This is a genomic window from Wohlfahrtiimonas sp. XWW7 (assembly GCF_056716055.1).
The window spans coordinates 84,589-106,475 of the sequence record NZ_CP168032.1 but is presented as its reverse complement, the minus strand read 5'-3'; the positions used below and the strand labels follow the sequence as shown (position 1 = coordinate 106,475).

At 36.7% G+C, this 21,887-nt stretch carries 20 protein-coding genes; 12 read left to right on the top strand and 8 right to left on the bottom strand.

What is annotated here, in order from left to right; genetic code table 11:
• Positions 1 to 29: 29 nt before the first annotated feature.
• Both gatA and gatB read left to right on the top strand, forming a co-directional pair.
• Entirely contained in the window at positions 30 to 1,475 is a 1,446-nt protein-coding gene (gatA, locus tag ACA100_RS00505) for an Asp-tRNA(Asn)/Glu-tRNA(Gln) amidotransferase subunit GatA (RefSeq protein ID WP_481078071.1), read from the top strand.
• Positions 1,476 to 1,571: 96 nt separating this feature from the next.
• Complete coding sequence (gene gatB, locus ACA100_RS00500; RefSeq protein ID WP_481078070.1) at positions 1,572 to 2,999, top strand: Asp-tRNA(Asn)/Glu-tRNA(Gln) amidotransferase subunit GatB; 1,428 nt, start codon at positions 1,572 to 1,574, stop codon at positions 2,997 to 2,999.
• Between the two features lie 57 nt (positions 3,000 to 3,056).
• Here the strand turns inward: gatB and ACA100_RS00495 are convergent, their stop codons facing one another.
• Positions 3,057 to 3,500 carry a hemerythrin domain-containing protein gene (locus ACA100_RS00495; protein ID WP_481078069.1) on the bottom strand — a complete coding sequence of 148 codons (444 nt, stop codon included), beginning with the start codon at positions 3,498 to 3,500 and terminating at the stop codon, positions 3,057 to 3,059.
• Positions 3,501 to 3,739: 239 nt separating this feature from the next.
• Here ACA100_RS00495 and ACA100_RS00490 point away from each other — a divergent pair, with 239 nt between their 5' ends.
• Both ACA100_RS00490 and gltS read left to right on the top strand, forming a co-directional pair.
• Positions 3,740 to 5,962, top strand: a complete 2,223-nt coding sequence (locus ACA100_RS00490; RefSeq protein WP_481078068.1) for an NADP-dependent isocitrate dehydrogenase — start codon at positions 3,740 to 3,742, stop codon at positions 5,960 to 5,962.
• A gap of 93 nt (positions 5,963 to 6,055) precedes the next feature.
• The gene (gene gltS / locus ACA100_RS00485; protein WP_481079137.1) at positions 6,056 to 7,321 is read left to right on the top strand and encodes a sodium/glutamate symporter; all 1,266 of its coding nucleotides are present in this window, start codon (positions 6,056 to 6,058) and stop codon (positions 7,319 to 7,321) included.
• A 56-nt stretch (positions 7,322 to 7,377) separates the two neighbouring features.
• On the opposite strand, the gene ACA100_RS00480 is transcribed toward gltS, so the two are convergent.
• From ACA100_RS00480 to ACA100_RS00460, 5 genes are all read right to left on the bottom strand, one after another.
• Positions 7,378 to 7,836, bottom strand: a complete 459-nt coding sequence (locus tag ACA100_RS00480; protein WP_481078067.1) for a DUF411 domain-containing protein — start codon at positions 7,834 to 7,836, stop codon at positions 7,378 to 7,380.
• Between the two features lie 49 nt (positions 7,837 to 7,885).
• Positions 7,886 to 8,215, bottom strand: a complete 330-nt coding sequence (locus ACA100_RS00475) for a hypothetical protein (protein WP_481078066.1) — start codon at positions 8,213 to 8,215, stop codon at positions 7,886 to 7,888.
• Positions 8,216 to 8,399: 184 nt separating this feature from the next.
• On the bottom strand, positions 8,400 to 9,809 hold the full coding sequence (gene glnA / locus ACA100_RS00470) for a type I glutamate--ammonia ligase (RefSeq protein WP_481078065.1): 1,410 nt from the start codon (positions 9,807 to 9,809) through the stop codon (positions 8,400 to 8,402).
• A 74-nt stretch (positions 9,810 to 9,883) separates the two neighbouring features.
• On the bottom strand, positions 9,884 to 10,213 hold the full coding sequence (locus tag ACA100_RS00465) for an AzlD domain-containing protein (protein ID WP_481078064.1): 330 nt from the start codon (positions 10,211 to 10,213) through the stop codon (positions 9,884 to 9,886).
• A gap of 1 nt (position 10,214) precedes the next feature.
• Positions 10,215 to 10,916 carry an AzlC family ABC transporter permease gene (locus tag ACA100_RS00460; RefSeq protein ID WP_481078063.1) on the bottom strand — a complete coding sequence of 234 codons (702 nt, stop codon included), beginning with the start codon at positions 10,914 to 10,916 and terminating at the stop codon, positions 10,215 to 10,217.
• Positions 10,917 to 11,098: 182 nt separating this feature from the next.
• Between ACA100_RS00460 and ACA100_RS00455 the strand changes: the two genes are divergently transcribed.
• The 8 genes from ACA100_RS00455 to ACA100_RS00420 all read left to right on the top strand — a co-directional run bounded on the left by ACA100_RS00455 (position 11,099) and on the right by ACA100_RS00420 (position 20,577).
• Complete coding sequence (locus ACA100_RS00455) at positions 11,099 to 12,727, top strand: phosphoethanolamine transferase (protein WP_481078062.1); 1,629 nt, start codon at positions 11,099 to 11,101, stop codon at positions 12,725 to 12,727.
• A 5-nt stretch (positions 12,728 to 12,732) separates the two neighbouring features.
• Positions 12,733 to 13,401 (top strand): response regulator, encoded by a 669-nt coding sequence (locus ACA100_RS00450; protein WP_481078061.1) that lies wholly within the window; start codon positions 12,733 to 12,735, stop codon positions 13,399 to 13,401.
• Positions 13,398 to 14,432 carry an ATP-binding protein gene (locus ACA100_RS00445; RefSeq protein ID WP_481078060.1) on the top strand — a complete coding sequence of 345 codons (1,035 nt, stop codon included), beginning with the start codon at positions 13,398 to 13,400 and terminating at the stop codon, positions 14,430 to 14,432. Before ACA100_RS00450 ends, ACA100_RS00445 begins: the two co-directional genes overlap by 4 nt.
• 73 nt (positions 14,433 to 14,505) lie before the next feature.
• Positions 14,506 to 15,441 carry a LysO family transporter gene (locus tag ACA100_RS00440; RefSeq protein ID WP_481078059.1) on the top strand — a complete coding sequence of 312 codons (936 nt, stop codon included), beginning with the start codon at positions 14,506 to 14,508 and terminating at the stop codon, positions 15,439 to 15,441.
• Between the two features lie 103 nt (positions 15,442 to 15,544).
• Positions 15,545 to 16,870 carry a vWA domain-containing protein gene (locus ACA100_RS00435; protein ID WP_481078058.1) on the top strand — a complete coding sequence of 442 codons (1,326 nt, stop codon included), beginning with the start codon at positions 15,545 to 15,547 and terminating at the stop codon, positions 16,868 to 16,870.
• A gap of 43 nt (positions 16,871 to 16,913) precedes the next feature.
• Complete coding sequence (locus ACA100_RS00430) at positions 16,914 to 18,383, top strand: DUF4139 domain-containing protein (RefSeq protein ID WP_481078057.1); 1,470 nt, start codon at positions 16,914 to 16,916, stop codon at positions 18,381 to 18,383.
• 5 nt (positions 18,384 to 18,388) lie between these two features.
• Positions 18,389 to 19,858: a sensor histidine kinase gene (locus tag ACA100_RS00425; RefSeq protein ID WP_481078055.1), complete on the top strand. Its 1,470-nt coding sequence runs from the start codon at positions 18,389 to 18,391 to the stop codon at positions 19,856 to 19,858.
• Between the two features lie 8 nt (positions 19,859 to 19,866).
• Positions 19,867 to 20,577, top strand: coding sequence for a response regulator transcription factor (locus ACA100_RS00420; RefSeq protein ID WP_481079136.1), 711 nt, complete (start codon positions 19,867 to 19,869; stop codon positions 20,575 to 20,577).
• Here ACA100_RS00420 and ACA100_RS00415 read toward each other — a convergent pair.
• Together ACA100_RS00415 and ACA100_RS00410 are read right to left on the bottom strand one after the other, a co-directional pair.
• Positions 20,512 to 21,129: a lysozyme inhibitor LprI family protein gene (locus ACA100_RS00415; protein ID WP_481078054.1), complete on the bottom strand. Its 618-nt coding sequence runs from the start codon at positions 21,127 to 21,129 to the stop codon at positions 20,512 to 20,514. The genes ACA100_RS00420 and ACA100_RS00415 overlap by 66 nt on opposite strands.
• A gap of 2 nt (positions 21,130 to 21,131) precedes the next feature.
• Entirely contained in the window at positions 21,132 to 21,740 is a 609-nt protein-coding gene (locus ACA100_RS00410; RefSeq protein WP_481078053.1) for a hypothetical protein, read from the bottom strand.
• Positions 21,741 to 21,887: the final 147 nt, after the last annotated feature.

Sequence of the window (21,887 nt, the reverse complement as noted above, 5' to 3'; positions counted from 1 at the left end):
CAATTATCTATGAGTCAGAATTAGTTATTATGAAAAATTACAGTATTAAAGAATTGCGTGAAGCACTGGATACAAAAGAGGTATCGAGTGTAGAAGTGTTTGAACACTTTAAATCAGAGATCGAAACACATGATCACAAGATCAATAGTTTTATCACAAAAACATATGATCAAGCGTTAGAGCAAGCCAAAAAAGCTGATGAAGTGATTGCAAAAGGCGAGCAATCAATGTTGACAGGTATTCCGATTGCCCATAAAGATCTTTATTGTACAAAAGGTGTGAAAACAACAGCAGCATCTAAAATGCTAGAAAACTTTGTATCACCTTATGATGCAACTGTGGTTGAAAAATTAGACCAATCTGGCGTGATGGTGCTTGGTAAATTGAATATGGATGAGTTCGCAATGGGCGGCACAAATCGTACCAGCCATTTTGGTACCGTTCATAATCCTTGGAATTTTGATCATGTTGCTGGCGGTTCTTCAGGTGGATCAGCAGCCGCAGTGAGTTCAGGTTTTGTATTGGCAGCGACAGCTTCTGATACTGGTGGTTCAACGCGCCAACCAGCAAGCTTTTGTAATTTAACAGGCATTAAAGCAACATACGGTCGTATTTCTCGCTGGGGCATGATTCCTTTTGCTTGTTCGTTTGATCAAGCTGGTGTGATTGCAAAAACAGCGGAAGATTGTTCTTATATGTTTGAATCAATGGCGGGTTTTGATGCAAAAGATTCAACATCACATAATATTTCAGTACCAAAATATTCAGGTTTATTGAATCAATCCATTGAAGGTTTGCGCATTGGTATTCCTAAAGAATTTTTATCGCCTGATTTAGATCCAGCAATTGCAGATGTGATCCAAACAGCTTTGAAGCAATATGAAGCATTGGGTGCAACTTTAGTTGAAGTGACATTGCCAAATACAGATGTGGTTGTGCCTGTATATTACACAATTGCACCTGCAGAAGCATCGAGTAACCTAGCTTGTTTTGATGGCGTTCGTTATGGCTACCGTTGTGATGAGCCAAAAGATTTACAAGATCTTTATATGCGTTCTCGTGCCGAAGGTTTTGGTGAAGAGGTTAAAAAACGTATCTTTATGGGAACGTATGCATTGAGCGCTAGTGCTTATGATGCTTATTATGTGAAAGCACAAAAAGTTCGCCGTTTAGTTGCCAATGACTATAATTCTGTATTGAGCCAAGTGGATGTGATTATGGGGCCAACAGCACCAGAGTTACCATTTAGACAAGATAGTACAGGCAGTACTCAAGTTTATTTAAGTGATATTTTCACTGTAGGTGCAAACTTAGCAGGCTTGCCTGCAATGTCGATTCCTGCAGGTTTTGTAAATGGTTTGCCCGTAGGTTTGCAAATTATTGGCCGTGCGTTTGATGAGGCAAAACTTTTCAATGTTGCACATGCTTATCAAAAAGAGACTGATTGGCACACAAAACAGCCTAAATTGGATTAATCAACGACGATATTAAAATCGGTTTAAATGACTTAATCAATAATATTATGGGAATTATTAAACCGATTTGATTATATAGAATAGAAGGAATAGACCATGACTTGGGAAGTTGTCATTGGATTAGAAGTACACACACAATTAACGACAAATACAAAGCTATTTTCAGGTTCTAGCATTCAATATGGCTCAGAGCCAAATAGCCAAGCAAGTTTGTATGATTTAGCGATGCCAGGTACATTGCCTGTATTTAATCGTGCAGTGTTGGATAAGGCTATTTTGCTAGGTTTAGCAATTGATGCTCACATTGCACCGAAAACAGTATTTGAGCGTAAAAACTATTTTTATCCTGATCTACCTACAGGCTATCAAATTAGCCAATTGGCATTGCCGATTGTGCAAAATGGTCATTTAATGATTGAAGCCGATGATGGTGGCGAGAAGAAAATTCGCATTAACCGCGCGCACATGGAATGTGACGCAGGTAAATCTTTGCATGACGAAGTTTATGGTATGACAGGTATTGATTTAAATCGTGCAGGTACACCATTATTAGAAATTGTGACAGAACCAGATATTAATTCAGCAAAAGAAGCGATTCAATATTTGCGTAAACTGCATCAATTAGTGACTTGGTTGGGTATTTGCGATGGCAACATGCAAGAAGGTTCATTCCGTTGTGATGCGAACGTTTCTATTCATAAGCCAGGTACACCATTTGGCACGCGCGCAGAAATCAAGAATATTAACTCTTTCCGTTTCATTGAAGATGCGATTAATCATGAAATTGAACGCCAAATTGAGATCATTGAAGCAGGTGGTGAAGTGGTTCAGGAAACACGTTTATATGATCCTGATAAGAACGAAACCCGCTCAATGCGTACAAAAGAAGAAGCAAATGATTATCGCTATTTCCCAGATCCTAACTTGTTACCAATCGTTGTGACAGATGAAATGATCGACAATGTGCGTGAAATTTTCCCTGAATTGCCAGAAGCATTGGCTGGGCGTTTAGTTTCTGAGTTTGGTTTATCTGAATATGATGCATCTGTATTGATCCAATCTCGTGCAATGTGCGACTACTTTGGTGCAATGGTGAAATTAGGTACAGAGCCAAAAATGACTGCAAACTGGTTATTAGGCGAAGTATCTGCAACATTGAATCAAAAAGGTTTGTTGATTGATGAATTCTCTGTGAATGCAGAGCAATTGGCTGGATTATTAGCACGTATTCAAGATAAAACAATTTCTAATTCAATTGCTAAAAAAGTATTTGAAACAATGGTTGAATCAGGTGAAACTGCTGATTCAATCATTGAGTCACAAGGTTTGAAACAAGTGACGGATACTGGCGCAATTGAAGGCTGGGTGAATGAAGTGATCGAGAAGAATCCTAAGCAGGTTGAACAATACAAAGGTGGTCAGACTAAATTATTAGGTTTCTTTGTTGGCCAAGTTATGAAATTGAGTCAAGGTAAAGCAGATCCAGCCGTTATTAATCAATTGGTTGCGGATAAGTTGAAATAGTCCGTAGGACAATTGAATATATGCAAGTCAAAGCCTAGTGAATACAATCACTGGGCTTTATTTTTTCTTGTCTAATAAAATATCATAAAGTGGATAAAGTGTACTTTCTTCCAATTCTATCCGTGCAGTCAAAGTGTAGAGCAACTTATTATATTCATAGACAAAAGTTTTTTTGTCCCATTCTTCAATGTTTAACGAGCTATATTTCTCAATGAATTGTAATAAATCTGTCCCAACACTTGCGACTTCTTGGCGGATAAACTTGATCATTTCCACTTCTAAGGAATCTGGTGAATGTATATGTTCGAGAATACGGTATAACGTCACTGTTTCTGCATTCATATGTTCCAATATAAGGGATGATAGCACTTTGAGCTGTTGTTGAGCTTCTTGCCATTCTCTCTTTTGTGTCAAATTTTTAACAGAATTACTGATTTCAACGATATCTTTGTGCTCTTTGACTAAATTTGTGATCAGTTCTGGGTTATAATCTGTGCCCATTGAACTGTCATTGTTACTCAGAATACTTTGACCGTTATATTTATCAGGTTCGTATTTGGGGCTATTGAGTCCGAAGAGTGTCAGCCTAGATAAAAATTGTTGTAGCATATTAGGCCTCAGGGCAGCAAATGAAAATGAAATGTTAATATTAATCTATATTATTAATATTTTATTAAAAATGAAAGAAGAAATGAAAGGTTTCTTTTAATACATGGTCATCGATACAACGGAGGATGGAAATGACTAATCGTAACAATACTATTTATTACACAAAAACAGATGAATCACCACTATTGGCAACGTATTCGTTTTTGCCAATGGTTAGAGCGATTGTGAAACATGCAGATGTAAATGTAGAGTTAGCAGATATCTCTTTAGCTGGTCGTATTATTGCGTTATTTCCAGAGCGTTTAACAGCAGAGCAAAAAATTGATGATGCATTGAGCATGTTGGGCGACTTAACAAAAGTTCCTGAAGCAAACATTATTAAATTACCAAATATTTCTGCATCCATCCCTCAATTGAAGCGTGCAATTAAAGAGTTGCAAGCGAAGGGTTACAACGTACCTGATTATCCTGAAGCACCAGCAAATGCTGATGAAGAAGCCATTAAAAAGTCTTATGCAAAAGTGTTAGGTTCAGCGGTAAATCCTGTATTGCGTGAAGGTAACTCAGATCGTCGTGCACCAGAAGCTGTCAAAGCTTATGCGCGTCAAAATCCACATCGCATGGGCGAATGGAAAAAAGATTCTAAAACAGATGTTGTCAGTATGACTTCTGGTGATTTCTACGGTTCAGAAAAAGCTGTAACAATTGATGCAGTAACTGAATATTCAATCGTTTTTGAAAATGCACAGGGCGAAGCAAAAACATTGAAAGCATTTGCGCCATTACAAGCTGGTGAAATTATTGATTCATCAGTCATGAATGTAAAGCAATTGAAGGCATTTGCGAAAGAAGCAATTGCTCGCGCTAAGAAAGAAGGTGTTTTATTATCAGCTCACTTGAAAGCAACCATGATGAAAGTATCAGATCCAATCATTTTTGGTGCTTTAATTGAAGTTTACTTTGAAGAATTATTTACAAAATATGCAGCTGAATTTAAAGCATTGGGCGTAACAGCTCGCAATGGTTTGGGTGATTTGAATCAGAAGATTGCAGGCCATGCAAAAGAAGCAGAAATTAAGGCAGACATTCAAAAAATTATTGATGAATCAGCAGCATTAGCGATGGTTAACTCTGATTTAGGTATTACTAATTTCCACGTTCCTTCTGATGTGATTGTGGATGCTTCTATGCCAGCAATGATTCGTGCAGGCGGTAAAATGTGGGATAAGAATGGCCAAACAGCAGATACAATCGCAATGATTCCTGATCGCTGTTATGCATCTATCTACAAAGTAACTGTGGATGATTGTAAAGCGAATGGTGCGTTAGATCCTAAAACAATGGGAACTGTACCAAACGTTGGTCTAATGGCGCAAAAAGCACAAGAATATGGTTCACATGATAAAACATTTGAAATTGCTGAAAATGGCACTGTTAAAGTGATCAATAAAGGAGGTGATGTTTTGATGGCACAAGCTGTAGAAGCAGGCGACATTTTCCGTATGTGCCAAGTGAAAGATGCACCAATCCAAGATTGGGTTAAATTGGCTGTCACGCGTGCTCGTTTGTCTGGCATGCCAGCAATCTTCTGGTTGGATGAAGATCGTGCTCATGATCGTGAATTGATTAAGAAAGTAGAGAAGTACTTGAAAGATCACGATACAAATGGATTAGACATTACTATTTTGTCACCAGAAAAAGCAACAGCAAAAACATTAGAAATTATTCGCCAAGGTAAAGATGTGATTTCTGTAACAGGTAACGTATTGCGTGACTACCTAACAGATTTATTCCCAATCTTAGAATTAGGAACATCTGCAAAAATGTTATCAATTGTTCCATTAATGCAAGGTGGCGGTTTATTTGAAACGGGTGCTGGTGGTTCTGCACCAAAATTAGTGGAAGACTACATTGCAAATGGCCATTTACGTTGGGATTCATTGGGCGAATTTATGGCATTGGCAGAATCATTACACCATTTAGCGCGCACAACTGATAATAAACGTGCAGCTGTGATCGCAGCAGCGTTAGAAAAGGCAAATGCTGAGTACTTAGTGGAAAATAAATCTCCACAGTCTAAACGTGGTCAATTAGATACTCGTGGTTCACACTTTTATTTAACTTTGTACTGGGCAAAAGCATTAGCAGAACAGAGTGAAGATGCTGAATTAAAAGATTTATTCACTGATTTTTATAAGAATCTATCTGAAAATGAAGCAAAAATTGCACAGGAATTGATTGATGCTCAGCAGCCAAATCAAGAATTGAAAGGCTACTATTTGCCAACAGATGAAGCATTAAATTCTTTAATGAGACCGAGTTCAACTTTAAATCAATATGTTACAAGCTTATAATTTGGTTTAATTTCAGGTAGAATGTTGCCGCCGCCACTGCGCTGTTTTTTATGGTGCAGTGGCTTTTTATTGATTGGAGGAAACATTTTGGAATTGGAAGCTGTAAAAACAATTACAGAAATCCCAGTGGATATCTATAACACACTGCTTGCTGCAAGCTTAGTGTTATTGCTGGGTAGCTTTTTAACTAAAAAAGTGGCGATTTTTAATCGTTTGACATTACCACCGCCAGTTGTGGGTGGCTTGCTAGCCGCAATTGCAATGTTGTGCATGAGAAGTTGGGGCGATGTACAAATTAATTTTGATTCAAGTTTAACGACACCATTAATGTTGATGTTCTTTGCAAGCATTGGTTTGAATGCAAACATTAAGCAATTGATGAAAGGCGGCAAAATGATCGCTATTTTCTTAGTGGGCGTTGTGGGTTTATTGGTCATTCAAAATAGTGTTGGCGTTGGTTTAGCAACAGCATTGGGTGAAAATCCATTGTTGGGCTTATTAGCGGGTTCTGTGACATTATCTGGTGGTCATGGTACTGGTGCTGCTTGGGCTGGAACATTTTATAAAGAGTATGGCTTTGATAAAGATCTAGCGATGGGCATTGCGATGGCATGTGCGACATTTGGCTTGGTTTTGGGTGGTTTAATTGGTGGCCCAATTGCTAAGTTCTTAATTAATCGTGAACCTAATAAAATTGAAACAGATCCTACACAAAGTGCTGAAAGTTTATCTGCTTTTGATCGTCCAACTGTACGTCGTGCAATTACAGCATCATCGATGATTGAAACAATTGCTATGTTAGCAATCTGTTTAAGTGCAGGTACAGCATTAGAAGCTGCATTGAAAAATACTAGTTTTGCATTGCCAACATTCGTTTGTGTATTGTTTGTGGGCGTGATCATTAACAACGTTGTGAACTTTGTGCCTAATTATGAGATCTTTGAGCGTGCAGTATCGATTGCTGGTAATGTTTGTTTATCATTATTCTTAGCAATGGCTTTGATGAGCTTAAAATTATGGGATTTAGCAACTTTGGCAATCCCAATGTTGGTAATCTTAACAGTTCAAACGATCATTATGGCTTTATATGCGGTATTTGTAACTTACCGTTTAATGGGCAGAGATTATAATGCTGCTGTATTGGCTGCGGGCCATTGTGGTTTTGGTATGGGTGCGACACCAACAGCGATTGCTAATATGCAAGTTGTGACAGAGAGATATGGTCCAGCGCCTGTAGCATTCATCGTTGTACCAATGGTAGGTGCATTCTTCATTGACTTGGTGAACGTGATTGTGATTCAAGGCTTCTTGAAGCTACCAATGTTCACTGAATTATTGACAGCAGTACCAACACCATAATTGACAAAATAATGCAATTTAAAAGCCATTTAGAATATTCTAAATGGCTTTTTTGCTTACTCTATATTAAAAACTTGGGTGATGCTTTGATCATTGTTCACTTGCATGATCTGTAATGAACCTTTCTTCTCAGGACCCATTCCTGGAGAATTATATGGCATGCCAGGTAGTGCAATGCCTTTAATATTAGGTTTTTCTGTCCATAGCTTCTTAATGGATGCAATTGGTACATGTCCCTCAATCACATATTTATCCATCACAATAGTATGACAACTTGCACCTTGTAGTGTTCCATATTGTTTTTTGATTTCAACAATATTGGGATGATTCACCATCTTTATTTTAACGCCTTGCTTTTGTAAATACTCTCCATGTGCGGTACAACAGCCACAATTAGGATCTTTATACATGGTCATTTCAGGTAATTGATCGGAATTTGCAAAGACAGCAGTGGTGGAGAATATGATATAGGTTGCAGCTAATGTAGATGCAATGATTTTGTTTTCATGTAGCATAATAAAGCCTCATATTTATAAAATATATGAAAATAATTTGTGAATAGAATTAGAACAGATTATTTTTTGGAGGCTTTAATTCAACAGAAGAATAATACTGTAAGCTTGCCTGATCATTCGCAAAGAGCTTAGGGGAGATTTGGGGAGAAAGCTCTTTTTTCAAAGAAAGTGCGATGACCGAGGACAAAGCTTCACAGTGTTTAGCGCAACTTGTTGAAGGTTGCATATTACAATTGTCATCATGACATGGCATTAATTCCATAGAGACTTCATGATGCAATTGATTATCTAAAGAGGAAGATAATGCAGGCGAAGTAAAAAGAGACCAACTAAATAGCAGGATAATAATGCTAATGATATTGACTCTATGATGCTGCATATCTACTTAAATTTCCTCTATAGATACTTAACGTTGACGAGATTTAGAATAGCATCATTAAAATGAATGAATAGTGGATTTACAGCTTATTTACTATTTTTACAATTACTTTGTCGTGATATTTATAAAAAAAGCGCCCAAATTAGATTTGTGCGCTTTGTATCGATCATTTATCTAGGTGAATCTAGATCGCGTAATATAACTCAAATTCCGCAGGATGTGGAATTAAATTCACACGTTCATGTTCTTTCATTTTTAAGTTGATGTAAGCATCGATGAAATCATCATTGAATACATTACCTTGTTTTAAGAATGCACGATCAGCATCCAATGCATCCAATGCTTGTTTTAAGCTGAAACAAACTTGTGGAATGTCTTGTTGTAACTCTTTTGGTAAATCATATAGATCTTTATCCATCGCTTCACCTGGGTGAATTTTGTTTTGGATGCCATCTAAACCAGCCATTAACAACGCTGTAAATGCTAAATATGGGTTCGCTGTTGAATCAGGGAAGCGAACTTCAATGCGGCGTGCTTTTGGGTTATTAATATAAGGAATACGAATCGATGCAGAACGATTCTTTGCAGAATAAGCCAACATTACAGGCGCTTCATAATGTGGTACTAAACGCTTGTAGCTGTTTGTGGATGGATTTGTGAAAGCATTCAAAGCGTGGGCATGTTTGATCACACCGCCGATGAAATATAATGCAGTATCAGATAAACCTGCATAATTTTCACCAGTGAAAAGGTTTTTACCATCTTTCATTAAAGAGATATGAACATGCATACCTGAGCCATTGTCACCATGAATTGGCTTTGGCATGAATGTTGCTGTTTTGCCATATTGGTGGGCTGTATTTTTGATCGCATATTTCAATAATTGAGTTTCATCAGCTTTTGCCACCAATGTATTGAATTTTACACCGATTTCACATTGGCCAATGGCAACTTCATGATGATGAACTTCGGTTGGAATACCTAGAGCTTCAATTGCTTCACACATTTCAGAACGTAATTCGTGTAAACGATCAATTGGTGCCAATGGAGAATAACCGCCTTTAACGCCACCACGATGCGCTAAATTGTTCTCCATTTGGTCGCTGTTCCATGGCGCTTCTTCCACATCTACGACATAACCAACATTGCCCATTTGCGTGTTATATGAAACACTGTCAAATACGAAAAATTCATTTTCAGGACCAAAGAATGCAGTATCCGCAATGCCTGTGGATACCAAATAGTTTTGTGCTAACTTAGCAATAGAACGAGGATCACGTTGATAATATTGTAATGTTGAAGGTTCAACAATGTCACAATACAACATTAGTGTTTTGCGATTATAAAACGGATCGATGCGAGCAGTTTTAGGATCTGGCATTAAGATCATGTCTGAATCTTCTACGCCTTTCCATCCCTGAAAGCTTGAACCATCGAACATTTTGCCTTCTTCGAAAACATCTTCGTCGACTTGGTGAGCAGGAACAGTTAAGTGATGTTCTAAACCTTTCAAATCTGTGAAACGAAAATCAACGTATTCAACAGATTCATCAGCAATAAATTCTAGAACAGATGAAGCGGTAAACTCAGACATGGTGTGCATTCCTTTTAGATAGCGGAAAGAAATAATTGTAATCAAATTGTGCGGTTACGCCAACTTTTTTACATTCATTGTAATAAGATTAATAAACCATTCAATGAGCCAATGCCCACTGCTAAGCTAATAAAAACATTATTCCAACGGATGTAAGAGAGTAATACGAACACAAGCGCGATCACTTCTGCGATTAATCGCGTTGCGGTAAATTGTTCGGAAAATAGATTTAGACTTGCCATAATTAAAATGGTCATTACAGCCATAGGTAGAGCAAAGTTGAGTGCAAGTAGCCAACGTTGCCTTAATAATCTTTGGGGAACTAAAGTTGGGAAAGCTCTTAAAATTAGTGTGATTATGCCCATCAAAACAATGCCGATTAATAATAATGGGGTTGGTAACATTTTAGTAAGCTCTCTTTGATGAAAAATAGTGAATCATAATGCCGATAATGGCAAGCGTTAAAGCGCCGATCAATAAGGCTTTAGGAAATAGTAAATACGCAACTAAAAATGCAGGAATTGCAATGAGTGTTGGGAAATAGACTTTTTTCTGCTTCCATTGTTCATACCATAAAATGATAAATAAACAGGTCAATGCAAATTCTAAATTAGGGATTAATTTACCTAATTGATGACCTGCCAAAACACCTAAGATTGTGCCTGTTACCCAATAAGAGTGAACCAGTGCAGAAATTTTTAAAAAGAGTGATTTTTGTTTCTCTTTAGGCAATGTTGTCATTAACGAGAAAGCTTCATCCGTTAAGCAAAATAGGCAATAAGTACGTTTGAGTTTTGATTCGGGTAACGCATCCATTAATGGCAAGGCATAAAAGATATGTCTAATATTAATGGCAAATGTATTGATGGCTAAGTCCAAAACGGATGCGCCTGTTGCCACAGGTTGTACTGCTGCATATTGTGCTGCACCTGAAAATACAACAATGCTGATGAAGATAGAAATCCAATCAGGAATGTTTGCCGCACTGGATAAAACGCCAAATGCCATTGCTGCTGGGAGATAGCCCATTGCAACAGGCATAGAAATTTTGAATGCTTCACGCCATGTTGAAGGTGAAATGGCGCTTTGCGAAGTTGTTTGTGACATTATCGATTCTATAAATGAATAAATGATGAACAGAGATTCTATTAAAGTTATCTAAAAATGTATAGCCTACTTCACTAGTATATTTTTCAAATGCATTAAATTTTGTGCGTTAAGGTTATTTTAAGGTTCAGTTTTTAAACTTCTTTCCCATGATTTTTTATAAATATTGATTGAGATTGAAGATGATAAAAATACCTACTCGATTACATTTATCGCTATTTAATGCAGTGTTATTGTTTTCTATTATTTTTGTTCTGACACAAAATATTGCATTTTGGGTTGAATTTGGGCGACTGATGACATTTGATTCAGCGCGCAGTTATCTATTCACAGCATCTGTCAGCTTGGTGCTTTGTTCAGGATTAGTGATCATTTTATCTTTGCTATTGTGGTCGCGTTTAACGTATCCAATGCTTGCTGTTCTTTTGGTGCTCAGCACTCTTTTTAACTATTATTCGTATCATTATCAAATTTATATGGATCGAGATATGCTTACTAATGTGATCGAAACCAATACATTAGAAGTGTATGATTTGATCAGTTTTAAAATGTTGAGTTGGTTGATCATTGGTGCTGTGATTCCATTTCTAATGCTCACAAGAATTAAAATTAAACCCGCGAAATGGTGGCAAAATGGCTTACAAAGATTAGGATTGATTATGGGCGCCATCATAGTTGTAGGGGGAATAGCACTCGTGTTTTATAAGGATTATGCATCGTTTTTTCGCAATCATAGGCAGATTGTCAAATTGATTATGCCAAGTAGTTATATCACGAGTTATGTTTCATATGCTCGGAAAAATTATGCACAGAATATGCCATATACGACCATTGGGGATGATGCTGTTCTGGATGCCAAGAAAAATCAAAAAAAGACATTGTTCATCATGGTTGTGGGTGAAACAGCACGTAAAAATAACTTTTCGTTAAACGGTTATGAAAAAAATACTAATTCTCTGTTGTCACAACAAGAAAATTTGGTTAGCTTCCAAAATGTTGTCTCTTGTGGCACTGCAACTGCAATCTCTGTACCTTGTATGTTCTCTCAATTAACGCGTGATGATTTTGATAAGATCACAGCAGAACACCAAGATAATGCTTTGGATATTGCACAAAAAGCAGGCTATAAAATATTATGGCGTGAAAATGATCATGGTTGTAAAGGTGTTTGTATTCGATTACCAACAGAAGATGTTGCAGATTATGCTGTGAAAACTGGTGATTCAGGCAGTTTTTATTATGATGAATCGCTGTTAGAAAATTTAGATCAATATATTGATCAACAAAAAAATAGTGATGATAATTTAATGGTTGTATTGCACATGAATGGTAGCCATGGCCCAACGTATTATCAGCGCTATCCTAAACAACATAAAAAATTCTCACCAAGTTGCGAGACAAGTAAAATTGAAACTTGTGATGGTGATACTTTAGCCAATACCTATGATAATACTATTGCTTATACAGATTATGTATTGAATGAAACCATTGAATTATTAAAGCAATATAGCGGTGATTATGATGTGGCAATGCTATATGTTTCTGATCATGGTGAATCATTGGGTGAAAGTGGTTTTTATTTGCATGGTGCACCTTATGCGATCGCCCCGAAAGAGCAGATAGAGATTCCTTTGATTTTTTGGAGTAATTCTGAATTTATGGCGCAACGTAATATTAATTTGAGTTGCTTAAACGATCGAGCGAATAATTCCCAGTATTCTCATGATAATATATTTCATACATTACTCGGATTATTACAAGTAAAAACAAATGTCTACCAAAAAGATTTGAATATTTTTAAAGAGTGTTAACACGAATGAAATTATTGGTCATTGAAGATGATTTACTGTTACAACGTGGTTTAGAAAAGGCATTGATCCAAGAAGGTTATGCTGTGGATATGGCAGGAACATTAGAATCAGCCCGCCAATTATTGGCAGATGATGCGGGCTTTTACAGTGCAATTTTATTGGATTTAGGTTTACCAGATGGCAGCGGATTGTCTTTATTGAAATCCTTACGTGAGCATCAGAGCGCAGTACCTGTTTTAATTTTAACAGCACGAGATGCATTGAATGATCGCATTGTGGGCTTGGATTCAGGTGCAGATGATTATTTAGTGAAGCCTTTTGAGTTAGCAGAACTGTATGCAAGATTGCGTGCCATCATTCGTCGTCATTGTGGGCAAGCAGATAATTATTTAGAAATTGCAGATTTTATTTTGAACTTAACGAATAAAACGATTGCTCATGCAGGCGATGCTTTAGAATTAACTGTACGTGAATATGCGATTTTATCGAGGTTATTATTAAAATATCAGCAAATTGTACCGCGTGAGCTATTAATGCAAGATCTATACTCTTGGCAGGATTCTTTAGGATCGAATACATTGGAAGTTTATATTCATCGATTACGGCAAAAGATCGGTAAAGAAAGAATCCAAACAGTTCGTGGTTTAGGTTATCAATTGGTGGGCGCAGTATGAATTTAAAAAAGCGATTGATCATCTCTTTGGGTATAATTTTAACCATCTCATGGATCATTATCACTGTGTGGATTTGGCATGAAACAGATGAACAGATGGATATTATTACTGATCCTATATTAAGCGATATGGAGAAGTTTGCGCTCATTAAATTTGAGGTGAAAGAGATTTTTGTGGCTGTCACAGTGCCTATTTCTATTGTGATGCTGTTAACTTGGATCATCGTTGCATCTGTGACCAATCGTTTCATTAAACCTTTTTCACAATTGGCTGAACAATTGGAAAAGCGCAATGCAATTAATTTGAGTGACGTGAAAATTGTCACCACTTCGAAAGAGTCTGAAATCATTGTTCAACGCTTGAATCAATTATTAGCAAAAATTACGGATCGTATTGAGTATGAGAAGCAGTTTACGGCAGATGTTGCCCATGAATTAAGAACGCCATTGGCGGGCATGCGCCTGAATTTGGAGTTGATGGATGATGTGCCTGAAAAGGCATTATTCATTGCAAAAATTGATGATTTATTGGTAACGATTGAGCGTTTATTACAATTTGCCCGTGCAAGCCATGAATTGCATTCACATGATGCGAAGCGTTTGAATGTGAATGAAGAGCTCATTGAGCCATTGAAAGCTGAATACGAAGGTAATTATCCAAATCCATTGAAATGGAATGTACCTCAAGATTTAATGCTCAAAGGCGATCCTAGCTTAATCTATTTATTAATGAAAAATCTTCTGGATAATGCAAAGTTTTATGCTGCTCATGGCAAGGAAACAGTGGTTTCATTTCAAGAAGTTGCCGACATGATTGAATTAACAATCATAGATAATGGCAATGGTATTCATCCCAATCAATTGGCTGAAATGAGTAAGCCTTACAAACGCTCAGATGAAACACGCAATGGTTTTGGTTTGGGCTTAAATATTGTGGAAAGAATAGTGCAAGCCCATGATGCCAAAATGATTATTCAGAATAGAACAGATGATGAAACAGGTTTGATGATTCGGATTCAATTTCTTTCATAATGAGTCATAGCAAGTTGCGTGATAGTTTGCTAATCTCTCGTATTCCGCCTTAATAATTGATGATTGATTCGCCATGATGTTGCTTAATTTGCTTTGGATTCTCGCGCCGCTTTTTATCGGATTTTTTACCGTTGTTCGCTCTAAAAAGATTTTAAAATTAATAGATCATAGTTTGATGGCTTTAATTTATTTGATCTTATTGGTGATGGGATTAAATCTTGCGGCTATGGAGAATTTGGATAGTGAATTGAGTAAAATTCTCTGGCAAACTGCAAGTTATATCGTCTGTATTTTGGGCATGAATATGCTCTTTTTCTATTATTTAGATAAAAATTTACCCGTTAAAACTGAAAAAGCCGAAGGTTATCAATCATCCACTTTGAGCTTAGTTTGGAATGCCATTAAATTATTAGGTTCAATTGTGATTGGCGTTGTATTGGGTAAGTTGTTGTTAGCAAATATCTCGATTGCTGTGCCAACATTTAAACACATTGCGGATTTATTAGGACAAGGCGCTTTGATGACTTTATTGTTGTTTGTTGGGATCCAATTACGCAGTAATGGCATCAGTTTAAAGGCGGTTTTTCTGAACCGCTATGGTTTGATTTTAAGTGGCGCGATCATTATTTCATCGTTTTTAGGTGGCATGTTAGCAGCTTGGTTAAATGGTCGTCCATTATTGGAAGGTTTAGCTGTTAGCTCAGGTTTTGGCTGGTATTCATTATCTGCATCTGTTTTACAAAAAAGTTTAGGGCCAACAGTTGGCAGTGTTGCGTTCTTCAATGATCTTTTCCGTGAATTCTTTGCGTTTGCTGTGATTCCATTGATCATGGCGCGTTTACCTTTATCTGCTATTGGTTCAGGCGGTGCAACATCATTAGATTTTGTGTTGCCATTGATCCAAAAAACAGGCGGCATTAAAGTTGTACCAATCGCCATTAGCTTTGGTTTTATTGTGAATGTTATCTCTCCATTTTTATTGGTATTATTTAGTAGCTTAGCGCAATAGTTTCGAGTTGTTTTACAACTTTTACAATTAAATACAAGCGCCTCACAACTTTATAGATAGAGCGATCATAATGTTGATAACAAATCACTCAATCGGAGGTTTTATGAAAAAGTTATGGACATTGTTATTGGGTCTATCGAGCTTTTGGGCAGTTGGCCAAGCGCAAACTAAAGAGATTATCATTCAATCAGAATTATCATCGCCTGTTGTTTTAGTGAATGATCAATCACCCAATTATTTAAAAGTTTCTCTCAAAGGTTTTCCTGTCAAAGCGACAGAACGCCCGCCATTAAACTTGGCGTTGGTTGTGGATCGTTCAGGCTCAATGTCAGGTGATCGTATTGAAAAGGCAAGGGAAGCGGCGATTATGGCTGTAGAAGTTTTAGGGGAAAATGATACTTTATCCATTATTGCTTATGATAGTGGCGTGGATGTGATTGTGCCTGCGACTCAAATCAAAAATAAAAAAGAGATCATCCAAAAGATTAACAAACAACTAACGCCACGAGGTGCAACAGCGCTATTTGCAGGTTTAAGTAAAGGTATTGGCGAAGCTTCTAAAAATTTAGATCCTAATAAAGTGAATCGCATTATTTTATTATCAGATGGACAAGCAAATGTTGGCCCAACATCCACAAAAGAATTAAGTGAACTTGCAAAAATTGCAGCGCAAAAAGGTATTGCAGTGAGCACATTTGGGATTGGCAACGCTTATAATGAAGATTTAATGACGACTATTTCTAATTACAGTGATGGTAATCATGCTTATGTTGCCAATGTGAGTGATTTAGAATTGATCATGGAGAAAGAGTTTAAGGATTCTATGTCCGTTGCTGCACAAAATTTTGAGATCATTATTGAATTAAAAGAAGGCGCAAAACCCATTCGCTTGTTGGGTCGTGATGGCGAAATCAGAGATAACAAGATTACTGTGAACATGAATCAAGTTTATGCGAATCAAGAAAAATATGTGTTATTAGAATTAGAGCCGATGGATGGTGTTTTAGATGAAGAAAAGTTACTCGCAAATGTGGATGTTCGTTATACCAATGCAGTGACGAAACAAGCGCAAGAATATAAAATGCCAGTCAATATTAGCTATACAGATAACCAAGAATTAGTAGCAGATAATGTACAAGAAGATGTTCTAGTTGAATCAATTGTTCAGAAGATCGCAATGGATCAAGAAAAGGCCGCTGAATTGATAGAGGAAGGTAAGATGCAAGAATCTTTTGAAATATACACGCAATCGCTCAATTACACACATGATGCTAGTTTTAATTTCTCTTCTGAAAAAGCTAAGAAAAGATTGGATGATGTAAAAGACCAGATGATGAGACAGAAATTTGAATCACCACAAGCAAATCCAAATGAAATTCGTAAATCTTTGAAAGAATCGAGCTTTAAAGCTAAAAACCAACAAGAATAACTGTAGTATTATTTGAGTTAACAATAAAACAAAGGAACCTAAAATGTTCAAGAAAACTTTATTAGCAACGGCATTAATCAGCACATCATTAGCAATGGCAAATACAAATACTGTTGTGAGCAATGATGATAATCGTGAAGCGCTTTCTATTACGATTTATAACGAATCATTGGCGCTTATTAATGAAACACGCAACATTCCTTTTAAAGCGGGTTTAAATAATGTGGAATTGAAAGGCGTTTCTGCACAAATTAGAGCTGAAACCGCTTTACTCACATCCTTATCCAAAATGCCATTCAATGTGATTGAACAGAACTTTGATTATGATCTGTTGTCGCCACATGCTTTATTGGAAAAAGCAGTTGGGCAGGAAATTGAAATCATTCGTACAAATCCATCAACTGGTGCAGAAACTCGTGAAACAGCAACGTTATTATCCAACAATGGCGCGCCAGTTTTACAGTTTAAAGATCGTATTGAGATCGGTGCATTTGATAAGTTTGCGTTTAAATCCATTCCTGAAGGTTTGCGTGATCGCCCAACATTATCAGTATTGTTAAACAGCGAAAAAGATGCTGATAACAAAGTGCAATTAACATATTTAACAGGTGGTTTCAGCTGGAAAGCTGATTACACAGCAACATTATCAAATGATGAAAAGCACTTAGATTTATCAGGTTTAATCACATTGAATAACCAAAGTGGCACAACTTTTAATAATGCTAAATTGCAATTGGTGGCGGGCGATGTGAATCAAGTGGCAGAGCCAGCACCATATATGAGAGCTAAGAAAGTAATGATGGCTATGCCAGAAGCAAGTTATGACATGGCTGGTGGTGCGGTAGAAGAACAATTTGGTGATTACCATTTGTATAAAATTCCATTTGCAACCAACTTGAAAAATAACCAAACGAAGCAAGTGGCGCTGTTATCCACTCAAAATGTGCCAGTACAAAAAGAGTACACATTTGATCAGTATTATGCTTATGTAACGCCAGATGGCCATAATCAGAAAGCGACGATTTTATATCGTTTAGAGAATAAGCAAGACAATAATTTGGGGATGCCATTACCAAAAGGTACCTTTAGAATGTATAAGAATGATTCTTCAGGCAATGCTTTATTAGTGGGCGAAGATACAATTAATCATACGGCAGAAAATGAAGAGTTTATCATCAATACAGGCGATGCTTTTGATATTTCTATGATAAAAAAATTGAAGAATCATCAATCAGTCTCAAAAGGTGTGAATCAATATACATATAATGTCGTTTTCAATAATGCGAAAGATGAAGCTGTTGAGGTTTATTTCTCATCATCTGTGAATCAATATGAAAACATTCAAGTGATTAAAGCATCACAATCCGAAGTGAAAAGTGGATCTGCTGACCGAGTTAAATGGAAAGTTGCAGTGCCAGCTAAGGAAAAAGTTACGTTGACTTATACGTTACAAATTTCTGATAAAAATGTGGCAAATTCTAAAATTTCTTTGATCAGTAAATCTGCTCGATGAAATCTGTGATAGCCACGCATCGTTTTTCTCAAAGTCTCATCACGTTTATTGTGATGAGCTTTTTGGTGATCGTGATTGTGGCTTATTTAGGTAGCCAAACGATTGGCTATCATGCATTGCGTCAACAAAATGCAATGGCAGAAAAAGGAGAGATTGTACTTTCGCAAACCGCTCAAGTGATCAATGCTGTGATTCAACAAGAGGAATCTAAGTTACTAAAACGTGATCTAGCAGCGGTTCAGCAATCTTTTACATTGGATGGTCATCGTTTGATTTATCCAGATACAACACAATCTTTATCCATGAAAGAGGCAGAATTTATACAGCAAATTACTCCAGTAAAGGATAATTCTGCGTTGTTATATCAATCCTATTTAAGTGAAGGTACTTCTGCGCCTAATCATGGCTGGTACATCCGCCATGATCATGAGCTGCCGTTGTGGATTTTTTGGATGAAGGATCAGGATTTGATAAGAGGTTATTCTGTCTCTTATCCTTATTTGATGAGTCAAATTTTAAATCATTTAGTGGATCAAACTGATGATGAAAATACTTTAATCACTATTGAAGATAACGGACAGTTACTATTTCAGAATCAATCCAATGAGATGGCAACAATGCGTTACGCATCTGAACAATTGTCATTTCCATTTAATTATTGGCAGTTGAACTATTATGCCGTGCCTTATAATGGTTGGTTAATTTATACATTGGGCGGCATTGCCATCATGATTTTATGTGGCATTTTGGGTTGGTTATTTTGGCGCTTGTATCAGGAATATCAAAGAATTCAGAATCAAGCACGACAGCAAGTGAATTTTGTGAGCCAAGTTTCCCATGAATTGAAAACACCTTTAACAAATATCTCTTTGTTTGCAGAATTACTGAAAGAAGAGCCTTTGAATGATGCTTCACAAAAATATAGTGAGATCATTCATTCAGAAAGTCAGCGTTTAACACGATTGATTCAAAATATTTTAAGTTTTACCAAGAAACGAGAGCCAACATTATCGCACTTTGATTTGGTGAGTTTGATGAAGCAAATCGCAGTGACTTTTCAGCCATCCTATGAAGCTAAAAATTTAATATTGAATTTGCAATTGCCTGAAACTTGCCAGATACATTCGGATCAAGACGCAATTACGCAGATCATTAATAATCTCCTCAGTAATGCTGAGAAATATGGTGCAATTGGCAAAGTCGTGGATGTGACTATAGAGCAAAATGCGCAGGGTATTTTCGTTAAAGTACGCGATTATGGTGAAGGCATTAGCCATAAACATTTATCCCAAATCTTTAAGCCTTTTTATCGCGTACACAGTCAAATCACAGAAGGCGTTTCTGGCACAGGCATTGGTTTGACGATTGCACAACAATTAGCTGAATCTATTGAGGCTAAGATCTCAGTGATAGCAAAAGATCAAGGTGTTGAGTTTTGTCTACATTTGCCCGATTCAGGCAAGTACAATCTATAGAGAATATGATGAAAATATTAATTGCAGAAGATGACCCGAATATCCGTTTTGGTTTAGCGCAAGCTCTGAAAAATGAAGGCTATGAGTTATTAATAGCGGAAAATGGGGCAATTGCATTGGAGATTTTTCAATCGGATTTTCCTGATTTTGTGATTTTGGATATTATGATGCCGATCATGGATGGCTATACAGTTTGCAAAGAGATTCGCAAAGTGAACGAACAGATTCCTATTCTATTTTTATCGGCAAAGGATGAAGAGATTGATCGCGTTGTGGGATTAGAATTGGGTGCGGATGATTATATTGGCAAACCTTTTGGTATTCATGAGATTCGCGCGCGCATTAAAACGATTGCGAAGCGTTGTTGTTATCAACAACCTAAAGTTGAGCAATCCACAGCAAGTTTTGCTTTTGGTGCATGGCAGATATATCCACAAAAATTAATGGCAGTGAAAGATGATGTAGAGGTGATTTTAACGCTGAGAGAAGTGACAATTTTGGAGTATTTTTATCAGCACCCGAATGAAGTGATCACTCGGGATGCTTTGTTCAATGCAGCTTGGGGATATGATCATTTACCCAATAGTCGAACATTGGATCAACACATTTCAAAACTGCGTAAGGTCATTGAACCCAATCCTCAAATACCAACATTAATTTTGACTGTCCACGGATTGGGCTATCGTTATGTGAGCGACATCGTAATGAAAGTCCATTAAGCCTTTGATTTGGCAATTGAGAAAACTTGCAGGTGTAACATTACTGAGCAATTCACAATAATCATATAAGTAAGCTGTATAAACTTCGTAGGAACGGCGATATTCTCTTTGATTGTCAGGCGTTAATTTCAGTAATGATTGTTCATAATGATCCAATAATGCTTCTCTTGCATCTTCGTAAGAGTGCTGGGTAATTTCACCATCGACATCGAACCTTAAAGTAAACAGCGGCGATGTTTCAAAATGAATTTTTCCCAACAGTAATGTCTCTAAGTTTTTTGTCTGAACATCCGTGACATCAATCTTACATTCATTAGATTGAATGCAATGACGAGAGCGATATCTGATCCATTTTTGTTGGATTTGTGCAAAACGGTTGCGATGTTGGGGTTCGAGTTGTCTAATGACCAACTGATAATATTTATTCAATTCATGATCTAATTGAATATAATCTTCAGGGATTTCAGATTCATAATTCACAAGAATGAAATCACTCGCCATCGTTGTGGGAATAGCTCCGATGAGTAGACATATCAAGAATAAATTTCGCATAATTAATGGCTCTGGTAATGTTGCATATCTGCAATTATATCGAGTGATAATTTTGCTGAACAATAGTTATAATCAATGATGTTACGACTTTTAAGTAGCAAACATAATTGATTTCTGTAAGATTTCCAAACAATGTAAGATTTTTGTAACTTCATTTGTTCTTTGATATCAATGTTTTGATAAAGTTGGGTATATTGATCTGTTAATCTGTGAGAAATATTTTCTTCAAATGATCGTCCGAGATAGTTCACATCGGATTGTTGGAAGCTAATGATGTCACTACGGATTTTATCGTGCATAAACCGAATCATTTCTAATTGATTGGGGCGTAATAGCTTAAGAAAGTTGTTGAATCTGAAGGTGAGGACAACTTTGCACTGATTAATATTGCCCTTGTAAGCGGATTCATGGAGCTGACAGCGCAATTCTCTATACTGAATCCAAAATTGCTGGCCTTGTGTGAGAAGAGTCTGCTGCTGTGGCGGTAGATGGCCGAGTGCATCTTCGTAGTAATACAAATACTGATGATCTGCTTCTTCCAGTGTTAAAGCATTGCTTTGTTGCATCACAATTAGCAATATTCCATAGCAACATGCGAATAGTTTTTTCATTATCCAATGCTCCTAATTAATTGAAAAAGTTAAGCAACGAAATATCTTTGAGTTAAGGTATTTTTATTTAAGTTATTATTATTTTACAATATTTTAATTATTTTTTCTGATATTTATTTTTATAATCTAACAATCGATCAATACAAT